General features: G+C 53.9%; 14 protein-coding genes. 3 read left to right on the top strand and 11 right to left on the bottom strand.

What is annotated here, in order from left to right; all coding sequences use genetic code 11:
• Position 1: 1 nt before the first annotated feature.
• Positions 2-469, bottom strand: coding sequence for a division/cell wall cluster transcriptional repressor MraZ (gene mraZ, locus ABD920_RS06765; protein ID WP_345157756.1), 468 nt, complete (start codon positions 467-469; stop codon positions 2-4).
• A gap of 350 nt (positions 470-819) precedes the next feature.
• Between mraZ and ABD920_RS06760 the strand changes: the two genes are divergently transcribed.
• The 3 genes from ABD920_RS06760 (at position 820) to ABD920_RS06750 (ending at position 3,910) form a co-directional block, all read left to right on the top strand.
• Positions 820-1,218 (top strand): hypothetical protein, encoded by a 399-nt coding sequence (locus ABD920_RS06760; protein ID WP_345157754.1) that lies wholly within the window; start codon positions 820-822, stop codon positions 1,216-1,218.
• 85 nt (positions 1,219-1,303) lie between these two features.
• A complete protein-coding gene (locus tag ABD920_RS06755) occupies positions 1,304-3,520 on the top strand; it encodes a TonB-dependent receptor (RefSeq protein WP_345157753.1) in 2,217 nt (738 codons plus the stop codon).
• Between the two features lie 39 nt (positions 3,521-3,559).
• Positions 3,560-3,910 carry a heavy-metal-associated domain-containing protein gene (locus ABD920_RS06750; protein ID WP_345157751.1) on the top strand — a complete coding sequence of 117 codons (351 nt, stop codon included), beginning with the start codon at positions 3,560-3,562 and terminating at the stop codon, positions 3,908-3,910.
• A gap of 71 nt (positions 3,911-3,981) precedes the next feature.
• On the opposite strand, the gene ABD920_RS06745 is transcribed toward ABD920_RS06750, so the two are convergent.
• The 10 genes from ABD920_RS06745 to ABD920_RS06700 form a co-directional block, all read right to left on the bottom strand.
• The gene (locus ABD920_RS06745; RefSeq protein ID WP_345157750.1) at positions 3,982-4,569 is read right to left on the bottom strand and encodes a hypothetical protein; all 588 of its coding nucleotides are present in this window, start codon (positions 4,567-4,569) and stop codon (positions 3,982-3,984) included.
• Between the two features lie 134 nt (positions 4,570-4,703).
• The gene (locus tag ABD920_RS06740; RefSeq protein WP_345157749.1) at positions 4,704-5,393 is read right to left on the bottom strand and encodes a fatty acid desaturase; all 690 of its coding nucleotides are present in this window, start codon (positions 5,391-5,393) and stop codon (positions 4,704-4,706) included.
• Between the two features lie 77 nt (positions 5,394-5,470).
• A complete protein-coding gene (locus tag ABD920_RS06735; protein ID WP_345157747.1) occupies positions 5,471-6,322 on the bottom strand; it encodes a 4-hydroxy-3-methylbut-2-enyl diphosphate reductase in 852 nt (283 codons plus the stop codon).
• Positions 6,323-6,330: 8 nt separating this feature from the next.
• On the bottom strand, positions 6,331-7,029 hold the full coding sequence (locus tag ABD920_RS06730; protein WP_345157745.1) for a lycopene cyclase domain-containing protein: 699 nt from the start codon (positions 7,027-7,029) through the stop codon (positions 6,331-6,333).
• Positions 7,030-7,563: a hypothetical protein gene (locus ABD920_RS06725; RefSeq protein WP_345157744.1), complete on the bottom strand. Its 534-nt coding sequence runs from the start codon at positions 7,561-7,563 to the stop codon at positions 7,030-7,032. It abuts the gene before it with no gap.
• Positions 7,564-7,566: 3 nt separating this feature from the next.
• Positions 7,567-8,400, bottom strand: coding sequence for a phytoene/squalene synthase family protein (locus ABD920_RS06720; protein WP_345157743.1), 834 nt, complete (start codon positions 8,398-8,400; stop codon positions 7,567-7,569).
• A 29-nt stretch (positions 8,401-8,429) separates the two neighbouring features.
• Positions 8,430-9,926 (bottom strand): phytoene desaturase family protein, encoded by a 1,497-nt coding sequence (locus ABD920_RS06715; protein WP_345157742.1) that lies wholly within the window; start codon positions 9,924-9,926, stop codon positions 8,430-8,432.
• Between the two features lie 24 nt (positions 9,927-9,950).
• Positions 9,951-10,466, bottom strand: a complete 516-nt coding sequence (locus ABD920_RS06710; RefSeq protein WP_345157741.1) for an RNA polymerase sigma factor — start codon at positions 10,464-10,466, stop codon at positions 9,951-9,953.
• A 232-nt stretch (positions 10,467-10,698) separates the two neighbouring features.
• Entirely contained in the window at positions 10,699-11,577 is an 879-nt protein-coding gene (locus ABD920_RS06705; RefSeq protein WP_345157739.1) for a MerR family transcriptional regulator, read from the bottom strand.
• Entirely contained in the window at positions 11,549-12,022 is a 474-nt protein-coding gene (locus ABD920_RS06700; RefSeq protein ID WP_345157738.1) for a sterol desaturase family protein, read from the bottom strand. Before ABD920_RS06700 ends, ABD920_RS06705 begins: the two co-directional genes overlap by 29 nt.
• Positions 12,023-12,051: the final 29 nt, after the last annotated feature.

Here is a 12,051-nt window from a genome sequence, read left to right as displayed (position 1 = left end):
ACTATATCAATGGCTCTTCAGCCGGTTTATCACCCAAAAACTTCTGGGCGAGCTGTGAGAAATTCTGCTGGTCCTTGATCAGGAAATCCTCGTAGCGGTCCGGGTTCCAGATTTCCACGCGGTTCCCAAGGCCTACCACAATCGCCTCTTTGTCCAGTTCCGCAAAGCGCGCCATGGTTCTCGGCACGATGAAACGGCCTGTGCCATCCAGTTCAATCTCGGTGTTCCCCCGGAAGAAGTTCCGCTGAAAGTGGCGGTACTCCTCGTTGAACTCATTCAGCCCGGCCACCTTGTCATATATCACCTTCCACTCCGCTTTCGGGTACAGCACCAGGCACGGCTCAAATCCTCTCATCAGCACCACATGATTGCCAGACTCCTCCGGCAGGTTGGTTTTTATCTTTGCAGGTAAAACCAATCTTCCTTTCGGGTCAATCTTGCACTCATACTCGCCAGAGAGAAAATTCATAGGCTTCGAGGTTTAGACCGTATAGATTTCGGACTGTACAAATGTAGCGATTCAGGAAAACACAGCAACCACAATCTCCCACTTTTTACCACTTTGTGGATAAATTATGGTTATCCACCCCACTTATCCACATTATCCACATTCTGCCGTCTATATTTTGGGCATAAGTTTATTTGCACCTGCTCCAGGGTTTGCTTATACTACGACCCTACATTATTTAACCTACTATTTATCAGATATATATGGTTTATATATAAAACAACTAATAATAGATCCCTCTGAACAACAGCAAAAGTGGGGGAAAGTGGTGCGGGTGGGAGAAAGTGGAGAGGATTGTGTATATTTGTAACGTGAAAAGGCTGTTGCACCATACCGTTCCGCTCCTGCTCGCCCTGTGCGTCCTGCTCGGGTCTGTGGGCATTGCGCTGACCGAGCAACTGTGCCTGATGACGGGCCTCCGCACCGTGGAAGTGCTCGCGCATGCGGGCGAAAGCTGTGGGAAAAACTGCGCTTCGGCCGGGGAGGATTGCTGCTCCGTCGAGGTCTCTTACACCAAGGTAGCGACAGTGGCTGCGCAAAAGGCGGCGCTCCCAGCGCTGCCGGTTTTGTTGCCTGCCGCTGGCACACTGCACGGCACGCCCTGGCTTTACCGCCCTGGTGCGGACCAGCGGCTTCCCGCCTATTCTAACTCCTCCCCGCCGCTGTATGGCCGCAGCCTCCTGCACCGCCTGCAGGTGCTGATTGTTTAGTTTTCAGACCTTTACCAAACAGGTTGCCCGGCTATATGACAAGGGCAGTCTCCTTTCTATTTGTCTGAAAATCAAAAAAAGAAACATGTTACTTAAAAGTTCTGGCAACTGGCTGCGCTTTAGCGCGGCTCTGTTCGCCATATTAACCGCTACCCTGTCTGCCAGCGCACAGCAACTGAAGGGCAAAGTGGTAGACAGTGCCAATTCCGCCATGCCGCTGATCGGCGCCAACGTGGTGTGGCAAGGCACCGGCATCGGCACGGCTACAGATGCCTCCGGAGGCTTTGTGCTGCAAAAGCAGGATGCGCTGACGCAGGCGGTAATCGTCACCTATATCGGCTACGAGCCCGACACCATACAGGTGGCCGGAAAAGAGACCGTCACCATTCCGCTGACCGCCACCGGCGCACTAAAGGAAGTGGTGGTAGAGGGCCAGCAGGCACGCTACTCCTCCCTCACTCCCACCAATTCCCAAATTATCACCTCCCGTGACCTGGAGAAATCGGCCTGCTGTAACCTGGCGGAGAGTTTTGAGACAAACGCCTCGGTAGAGGTGTCTACCACGGATGCGGTATCGGGGGCGAAGCAGATCCAGATGCTGGGGCTGGACGGCTCTTACACGCTGCTGACAACCGACAACGTGCCCACGCTGCGCGGGCTTGCCACGCCGTACCGCCTCAACTACCTCTCAGGCACCTACATCGAATCCATTGACATCATCAAAGGCACTGGCTCTGTACTGAACGGCTATGAATCTGTTTCAGGCCAGGTGAATGTGCTGCTGAAGGACCCGGCCAAGGCGGAGCGCCTGTACGTAAACCTATATGGCAACAGCCTGGCCCGCCTGGATGCCAATGTGAATGTGGCCACCAACCTGGGCAAAAAGTGGAGCACCATCCTGATGCTGCACACCGACCACCTGGGCAACCGCGTGGACCGCAACAAGGACGGCTTCATGGACCTCTCGCTGGGCACGCAGTACAATGTATTCAACAAGTGGAAGTACCAGAACGAGGCGGTTGTGTCGGAGTTTGGGGTGGGTGCGCTGCGCGAGACGAAGGTTGGCGGGCAACTCGGGTTTGACGAAGACGTGCCCCAGGAGCAGCAACTCTCCTACGGGACCCGATCGGAGACGGACAGGGTGTCGGCGTACAACAAGACCTCTTACACTTTCCCGGGGAAGCCTTACCAAAGCATCGGGGCCATCACCTCGGTGGAACACCATCTCTTCGATTCCGCGTATGGTTTGCGTAATTATGACGGGGAGCAGAACAGCGCCTCCGCGCGCCTGATCTTCCAGTCCATCATCGGGCACACCGGCCATACGTACAAAGCCGGCCTCAGCTACAACTACGACAGCTACTCCGAAACCTTAACCGACAGCACCTTTGGCCGGACAGAGCGCGTGCCGGGGGCCTTCGTGGAATATATATACAACAACTCCGGCAACCTGACGGTGGTGGCCGGCTCCCGCCTGGACTTCCATAACCTGTATGGCACCGTTTTCACGCCAAGGCTCAATGTGAAGTTCGACGCCACCAAGAACACGATCTTCCGGCTGGCGGCTGGCAAGGGATTCAGAGTGGCCAACCCTATCGCCGAGAACACAGCAGTCCTGGTCAGTTCCCGGGCCATCCAGTTCAACGAGGACCTGCAGCCGGAAAAAGCGTGGAACCTGGGCGGGTCCCTCACGCATTATTTTGAATTTGGCGGCAGGCCCGGCACATTCGTCACGGATTATTACTATACCACCTTCCAGAACCAGGTGGTGGCCGATATGTACTCTGCCCCGCAAAAGGTGCAATTCTATAACCTGCGCGGGCGCTCGTTCTCCAAGAGTTTCCAGGCAGAACTGCAGTACGAAGTGGCGAAGGGACTGGACGTGAAGGCCGCCTATAAATACTTCGATGTGAAAGCGACCTACAGTGGTCAGCTGGTGCAAAAGCCCATGATACCGGAGCACCGCTTCTTTGTGAACCTGGGCTTCGCCACGCCGTTCGACAAGTGGCGCGCCGACCTCACCACGCAGTATTTCGGGCTGATGCCGCTGGCTCCCATGGAAGGGGCGCAGGGTGGCGGCATGCACACTTCCGACAAGTTCCTGACGACGAATGCGCAGATTACCAGAGCCTTCAAACGCTGGGAAGTATATATAGGCGGCGAGAACCTGTTCAATTACCGGCAGCCTAACCCCATTGTAGGTGCCGCCGATCCTTTTGGCCCGGGTTTTGATGCCAGCATGGTGTGGGGTCCAATCACTGGCCGTGTGCTATATACCGGACTGCGTTTTAAGATCGATTAAACTTTATAAATTTGTATATCAACCCAACAAACTAGCTTTATGACAAAAGTAAAAATGCTGCTTGTATCGATGCTTGTCGCTTTGGTGAGTATGAGTGCCAGTGCTCAGACACAGGGCAAGAAACAGGAAACGGTGCAATTCAAGACTTCGGCCGTGTGCGACATGTGTAAGAAAACGCTCGAGAAGGCAATGGCTTATGAGAAAGGCGTGAAGTCGTCGTCGCTGGACGTGGACTCAAAGGTGCTGACAGTGGTGTTCGACAGCCGCAAGACAAGCGTTGACAATGTGCGTAAGGCCGTGACGGAGACAGGCTACGATGCGGATGGCAAGCCAGCCGACGAACGTGCTTACAACCGCCTGGACGACTGCTGCAAAAAAGGAGCCCATTAAACAGGCTGCCGCCTAAACAGAAGAGGGACCGCTAACCGGTCCCTCTTCTGTTTAGGTACAATTCTATGTTATCAGAAGCTATAGCCAACATGCAGGCCAACTGAAAGCACGGGTGTTCCCTTGGTATAGTACATATACTCTACCCGCCCGCCTGCCATGCCGTTCCGGAAAATGCCAAAGTCATTTTCGATGAAGGCGGTTACGCCCACATCTGCGGTCCGGATATGGGAAACAGAGCCATCCTTGGTGCCGCCGACCTCATCTTCCGTCGAAATCTCGGAGCGATGGCGGGCCGCAGGACCGGCGCCCAGCCGGAAAGCAACCGTTTCATTTTTGAGCACATCGAAGGTCCCCTCCACCCCCCACATGTAATAGGTGCTTTTGATGGTATAGATATCCTTTACCTTGTCGAAACGCGAACTGGAGAGCAAGCCCAGGGTTAAGCCCGCCCCGAAGCGCTCACCGAGGTAGTGGTGCAGGCGGTTGCTGAACGAAAGTCCCTGGCTGTCGAAGTCAGAGAGCCAGACAAAATTAACGCTGGCCCTCAACGAGGTTGGCTCGTCGCTGCCAAAAGAACCCTGCGCTGAGGCCGGATGGGATGATAACTGAAAAAACAGCAAGGCCAGGAACAACACAGCACCGGAAGATGAGACTTTCATAAGCTAAGGGTTTTTTTAGATGGAAGAAATAGCCGCATGCTGCAGATAAATCCCTTAGGTTACGTCACTTTCATGGCGGCTGTTGCGTCATTCTTTATTTACATACACCCTTATATCAGATACAGTGGCAGCCCTTAGCTTTTTGTTTTGTGCAACTGCCACCAGGGCAGGTAGGGCTTGTCGTGGTGCTCGTAGTGATAGCCGAAGAAATAGCAGCTCACAAAGGCCCAGACGTGGTTTTTAGCCTGCGTCCCGGATTTGTGGGGGTTGTCCTCGGGGTGCTCGCCGCGGTGCGGCAAATACGTTCCGAAATAGAAAAGCTGGAATGTGGCCAGTATGGCCGGCAGCATCCAGAACAGAACAACATTCTCCAGCGGGAAGAACAGTTTCAGCGCATTGAATGTGATGGCCATCAGGAGCAACTGCCACCAGGTGATATACTGCTTCAGGAAACTGAAATACCAGGGCCAGAAAGCGCCGGAATGGTAGTCGGGGTCGGCGTCGGTAGCGACGTGGCGGTGGTGCTGGTGGTGCCGTGGCAGCAGGCGCGGGTACCAGTTGTAGGCAAACAGGAAGGCGGTAGTCGTGCCGATGGCTTTGTTCAACTTGGGACGGCCGGGCGCAACGACACCGTGCATGGCATCGTGGGCGGTGATGAAAAGGCCGGTGTAGAGGTGCGTTTGCAGCAACACAAACAGGTACGTCATCGGGGAGGCAAAGGAGGCTGGCCATTGCAGCAGGTACGCCAGCAGCCCGGCCCACAGCGCCACAATCACTGCCGCTATCACCACACCCCGGTAATCTTTTCGCCTCTTTCCCGCCATTTAATTTCTATATACCTGCTCTTTGTATATGCCTGCTCTGTTAACTAATCAACTCAAGACTTCTCCTGCTTCCAGCTTCACCACTCAAGCTGCTCCAGCGCGTCCCGAACGGTTTCCATCAGCCACATGGGCGTGGAGGTGGCCCCGCAGATGCCCACGCTGTCCCCTGCCTTGAACCACTCCGGCCGTAATTCATCCACTCGGGATATAAAGTAAGTGGCCGGGTTCGTGTCCTTGCAGACCTGGTACAGCACCTTGCCATTCGAGGACTTGGTGCCGGACACGAAGATGATCTTGTCGAACTTGGCGGCAAACTTGCGCAGATCCTTGTCGCGGTTGGAGACCTGCCGGCAAATGGTATCGTTGGCGTTTACCTCGTAGCCCCGCTCCTCCAGTTCCCCTTTGATGCGGTAGAAGCTGTCGGTGCTTTTGGTGGTCTGGCTGTAGAGGGTGATGTTGTGGGGCAGCTCGTGCTGCAGCAGCTCCGTCATGCTCTCAAACACAACGGCCTCGTTGCTCGTCTGCCCGAGCAGGCCCATGACCTCAGCATGACCGTGCTTGCCATATATGAAGATCTTGTCTTTTTTGTCGAAGCTGGTTTTGATGCGGTTCTGGAGCTTCAGCACCACCGGGCAGGAGGCGTCGATGAGCGTGAGGTTGTTTTTCAGGGCAAGCTGGTAAGTTTCGGGGGGTTCGCCGTGCGCGCGTATCAGCACCGCCTCATCGTGCAGCTCGGCCATCCTGGCGTGGTCGATGATGCGCAGGCCGCGTTTCTGCAGCCGCGCCACCTCCTCGTCATTGTGCACGATATCACCCAGGCAATACAGGTATCCCTGCTCCTCCAGGATATCCTCCGCCATCTGGATGGCGTAGACTACGCCGAAGCAGAATCCGGAATTAGAATCGATGGTGACACTGAGGCTTTGCATATACTTTACTATACAGCTAAAGTCTTATATTGTTTAGCTGTTTTTTTATATCGCAACCCTTCATATACAGAGATAGTTAAGAGCAGCATCAGCATCGAGTACATGGTGTCCTCCACGGGGATGGACACAAGCCGCAGCCCGAGGTTGTAATTGTTGTTGTACCAGACAATGGGAAGGTAGGTCAGCACGCCGTTTACCAGCAGAAAAGGAACCAGGTGCACCACGTACATCAGGTAAAAGCGGCCCAGGAAGCGCGTCCCGAAAAGGCGCAGGTGGAGGAGGTGCAGCAATGCCAGCGCAAAGAATGTGATGGAGGTATATAGCCTTTCTATATTGAAAACCGCCAGCACCGGCAACACCAGCAGCAGCGCCAGCGCAAACCCCTTCGCGTAGGGCCGCAGCAGGTCTTTGGCGATATAGGCATTCAGCACATCATATATAAACACGCAGGCGTAAGGCACCGTTATGAAGAACAGCACCTCCTCCAGGGGCAGATTAAACAGATAGACCCCTGTCAGGTACTCCTCGTTAAAACCCCACACCCCGATGCTGGTAAACCAGCTGTCCCACACCATAAACACCACCGCATTCACTAGGATGGCCGGGAACAACGCCGGCCAGTTTTTGTAAAAAGCCACTTTTTTGTCGAAAGACAGCAGCAGCGGGAATAAAATGGTGAAGATGTTGAGATAGAGGTAGAGGTACATTTAGATGCTGAGGTTGCGCAGTATTCTCTTCTCCGCCTCGGTGCAGTGGTCTTTGGTGAGCATAAAATCGCGCATGGTGCGCGCCAAAGGCTCCGACAGCTCCGAATCCGGGAAGGCCTGCAGGCTGCTGATGATCATTTTCTTGTCCTCTTCCACGTGGGCGCTCAGGTTGAGGTAGCGCGGCACGTAGTGCTCGAGGGTAAACCGCAGAAACCGGATTTCCGCGTTGTCACTGTCGAGGGCCACGGCGTCCTCAAAAATGGCGTTTGCTATTTTTATCTGCTTCAGCTTGCCGTAAGGATTCCACACGTACTTGGCCATCACCGCCTCCGAAGCCGCCTTGTAGGCCAGCAACAGCGGGTCATTCTCGTTGTAGGCGCTCATCTTCTCATGGAACTTGTGAGCTACTGCCTCCTCTTTGCTTGCCTGCAGGTACTGCAGGCGCAGCTGCGACACGTTGTAACGGGTGCTATCGGCCCATGCGCTGCTGTACAGGAAAAGGAGCAGGAACAGGAATAGAATGCTTTTTGACATGGATTAGATTGCGTTAAATCGGTACTTGAGATACGAGCCGAGCAGTAGTGCCAGCTTTGTATTGTCAGGTACTCTTACGCGCTCTTTCAGTATATGGGTTGCCGGGAGATTCTGTATCTTCCGGAAAAGTTTGAGGTAGTACACGTAGGCCAGGTATACCCCCATCCGCGCTGAGCGGGGCAAGGCCATTATGCCGGCGTAGGCATCCTCAAAATCCTTTCGGATGTCTTCCTCGATCTCAACCTTACAATCGTTACTAAAGTTCATATACTCCACCTTCGGGAAATAGACCCGGCCCCGCTCGTTGTAATCGCTCTTCATGTCGCGGAGGAAGTTCACTTTCTGGAAAGCCGCACCCAGGCTGGCGGCAGGCTTTTTCAGCCGCTCAAACATTTGGTCGTCTCCCTCACAAAACACTTTCAGGCACATCAGGCCCACCACCTCCGCCGAGCCATATATATACTCCTTGTAGAGCGAACGGTCATATACATGGTCGTCCAGATCCATTTCCATGCTCTTCAGGAAAGCAGTTATATAGCACTTGTCGATCTTATACTCGTTCACCACGCACTGGAAGGCGTGCAGCACCGGGTTCAGGCTGATGCCGGTGTCAATGGCCTCGTAGGTCTGCCTCTCAAAATCGGCCAGCAGCCGGCGCTTGTCAAAGTCGTGGAAGGTGTCAACAATCTCGTCGGCGCAGCGCACAAAGCCATATATGCCGTAGATGGGCAGGTGGAATTTCTTATCGAGCGTTTTGATGCCAAGCGTAAAGGAAGTGCTGTACGCTTGTGTGATGACTTTGCTGCACTGCAAACAAGTTTGTTTAAATAGCTCCATACACGCAATGAGGTGGTTGATGAGGTGACTTATGCTTTTACAGAAACCGGAGCGGCATACTCCTTCGCTACTTCCCCGGCTACCACCTGCCCTGAGATCAGGGAGGGCGGCACACCCGGGCCCGGAACAGTCAACTGGCCGGTGTAGAACAGGTTCTTTACTTTTTTGCTTTTGAGGCTCGGTTTTAAGAGGGCCGTTTGCATCAGGGTGTTTGCCAGGCCGTAGGCGTTACCTTTAAAGGCGTTGTAGTCGCTGATAAAATCGTTGTGGGCGTAGCTGCGCTTATATATAACCGAACCGCGAATGTCCTGTTTTGTTAATTTCTCCAGCCGGTCCATCACCAGGTGGTAATATTTCTCGCGCACCTCCGCCGTATCCTGCAGGCCCGGCGCCACCGGTATCAGCACAAACAGGTTCTCACAGCCAGCAGGCGCCACCGAAGGGTCGGTGACAGACGGGGCCGACACGTAAAAAAGGGGCTTGCCCGGCCACTTCGGGTCAGTGTATATCTCGTGGGCGTGCGGCCCGAAATCCTCGTCGAAAAAAAGATTGTGGTGGCGCAGGTTCTTCAGCCGCTTGTTTACGCCCAGGTAAAAAAGCAGCGAAGAAGGGGCCATCACCCGTTCCTCCCAGTACTTGTCGGAATAGCTTCGGGAAGCTTTCGGCAATAGCTCTTTCTCCACGTGGTGGTAATCGGCGCTGGCCACCACCACATCGGCGTTGTAAATGTCTGTTGTGGTGAGCACCTGCGTGGCGATGCCGTTCTGCACCTCGATGCGCTGCACATCCTGGTCATATATAAACGTCACGCCCTTCTCCTCCGCAAGTTGCACCATGCCCTCTATAATCTTGAACATGCCGCCCATCGGGTACCAGGTGCCCAGGCTGATGTCGGCGTAGTTCATGAGGCTATATAAGGCCGGGGTATTTTCAGGGAGGGCACCCAGGAAAAGAATCGGGAACTCCATGAGCTTGATGATCTTCTCGTGGCGGAAAAAGCGGCGGATGTGCTTGTGTATCGACTGGAAAACGTCCATGCGCAGCACATCCAGCAGCAGGCGCGGGTTCATGAACTCGGTGACGGAGCGCCCCGGCTTATAGACCAGCTGGTTAATGCCGACCTCGTACTTATAGGCCGCCTGCACCAGGAACCTGTCCAACTGGCGGGCGCTGCCCTCCTCCAGGCTTTCGAAGAGCTTGCGCATTCCGTCCATCGAGGCGGGTATATCCATAAAATCACCCTCTCCGAAGACAACCGTGTAAGACGGGTCCAGCCGCTTCAGGTCGTAATAGTCGGAGGTGCTTTTACCGAATCGTTGGAAGTAATGCTCAAACACATCGGGCATCCAGTACCAGCTGGGCCCCATATCGTAGGTAAAACCCGCCTCAGAAAAGCTCCTGGCGCGCCCGCCCGGGCTGCTGTTCTTCTCGAGCACCGTTACCGCATAGCCCTGGTCAGCGAGGCAGGTTGCCGCCGATAAGCCGGAGAATCCGGAACCGATCACAATTACTTGGGTGGGTGCCATGCGGGGAACGCGGGTTTAAGGAAACTATAAATCTCTGTTATACACCTTCAGGGCCTGCTTCAGCTCCTTCCGGGCAATATGGATGCGGTTTTTCACCGTCCCGATCGGAATCTGGAGCTTCTCAGCGATCTCGAGGTACTTATAACCGATGTAGTACATCATAAACGGCGTGCGGTGCTCCTCGCTGAGGTTGGCAATAGCCGCGTTTATATCATTCATGACGAAAGTAGCCGTGCCTTTGTTCTGTGTGATGTAGCTTTCGTCGGTGTTCAGGTACTGCAGGTACTCGGCACTGTCGATGTTGCTGCTGCGCTTGGTCACCTTGTTGTAGTTGTTGATGAAGGTGTTGCGCATAATGGTATATAGCCACGCCTTCAGGTTGGTGCCGGACTTGAACTTGTCGCGGTTGGTGAGCGCCTTTAGCATCGTCTCCTGCACCAGGTCCTTGGCGTCGTCCGCGTCGCGGGTCAGGTTCATGGCCACCGGCCGGAGCGAATGCACGATATTCTGTACGAGATGGTTAAATTCAATTGAAGTCATTTGTTTATACTTTTATGGTTGAACCATAAACAAATATACGATTTAATTAGAAAATAAACTGATTATGTTTAGCTTATTTTTAATTAAAGTTAAACAAATACGACAAACGACTTACCTTAACCCGTGTACGTACCTATTTTCACTGCGAACGGCGTTCCGTTAAACAAAAGGCTCCTGCCCTCACCGGATAAACGGAGGAGAGCAGGAGCCTGGATTGCAGCCGTGAAAAACTTTATCGTTTGAGCTCCGCCTGAAGCTCCCGCATGCAGCTGATCCGCTTCATGTTAGCGGGCAGCACCAGGAAATCGTGCTGCACCTGGTAGCCATATACATAGATGGTGGTTTGGGGGAAACGCTGCGAGAGCTGGTTCAGGTAACCCTGTACCTGGTCGCGCTCGGGTAGCGCCGTGAGCACGGTGCAGATATACTCCGCATGAAACTGCTCATAGGTCAGCTCCAGGTCCGGAAACGGGAGGTTCTGCCCCAGGTACACCACATGCTGGCCATTTGCCCTGAGGATATAATTCATGTATAGCAGCGCCAGCTCATGCAGCTCTCCTTCGGGCAGGTACAGGATATAGGTCGGGGCATTGTCCTTTCGGCGCAGCGTCTGGCCGTCTATCGCCACGATCAGCTTCTGACGGATCAGGTTGCTCACGAAATGCTCGTGGGCGGGCGTGATGTTATTCGTTTGCCAGAGAATGCCGATTTTGTTCAGGAAAGGGTAGATGATTTCCTCCATCGCCTCGTGCAACCCCAGTTGCAGTGTGGCGGTGGAGAGTTGCTTGTCGAACTTCTCCTCGTCCATGTCCACCATCGCCGCCACCAGGGCGCTCACATGGTGTGAGCACTCGCAGGGCGCGTCGCAAAGCTGCGTCACGGTGCGCTGGATCAGTTCCGGGTCCATCTGCGCGATCTTGGAGATCTTGTAGCCGCGCTCGTTCAACAAGGAGATGTTGAGCAGCGACTTCAGGTCTGCATCGTCGTAATAGCGAATGTTTGTCTCCGTGCGCCTGGGGTTCAGAATGTGGTAGCGCTGCTCCCAGATACGAATGGTATGGGCCTTTATCCCGGAAAGGTGCTCAAGTTCTTTGATTGTATATTGCGCCACGCTCTTGCTGTTTTTTAACTATTCCGTATGCTAACTTAAAGTACCGGGGGGCCACCCACAGCATCCCGAATGATTCGGAGTCATGCTTGCCCTGGGTTTTATGATGCACTTTGTGCGCCATGTTTAACGCCTTGAGATAAACGTTAGACGTACTTCCGAATAATTTGATGCGCCGGTGAATAAACACATCGTGGATCAGGAAGTAAGCCACCCCATATAGCGTGATGCCTGCGCCAATCCAGAACCGGTAGTCTATCGGGTCGCTGCCGAAGATAAAGAACAGCATCGATAAGGTTCCGTAATAGGCAAAAAACAGGTCGTTCAGCTCAAAAACATGGTTATGGCGCGTATGGTGCGACTTGTGCAGGAACCACAGAAACCCGTGTAGCACGTACTTGTGCATGACCCACGCCACACCTTCCATCACCACAAAAGTAAGCAACATAATTCCGATGCCTGTCAGCATACCCAATC

Origin of the sequence: Pontibacter saemangeumensis (assembly GCF_039541895.1) — a bacterium.
Lineage (GTDB): Bacteria > Bacteroidota > Bacteroidia > Cytophagales > Hymenobacteraceae > Pontibacter > Pontibacter saemangeumensis.
The sequence above is the reverse complement of the archived record's forward strand: the minus strand, read 5'-3'. Positions and strand labels throughout refer to the sequence as shown.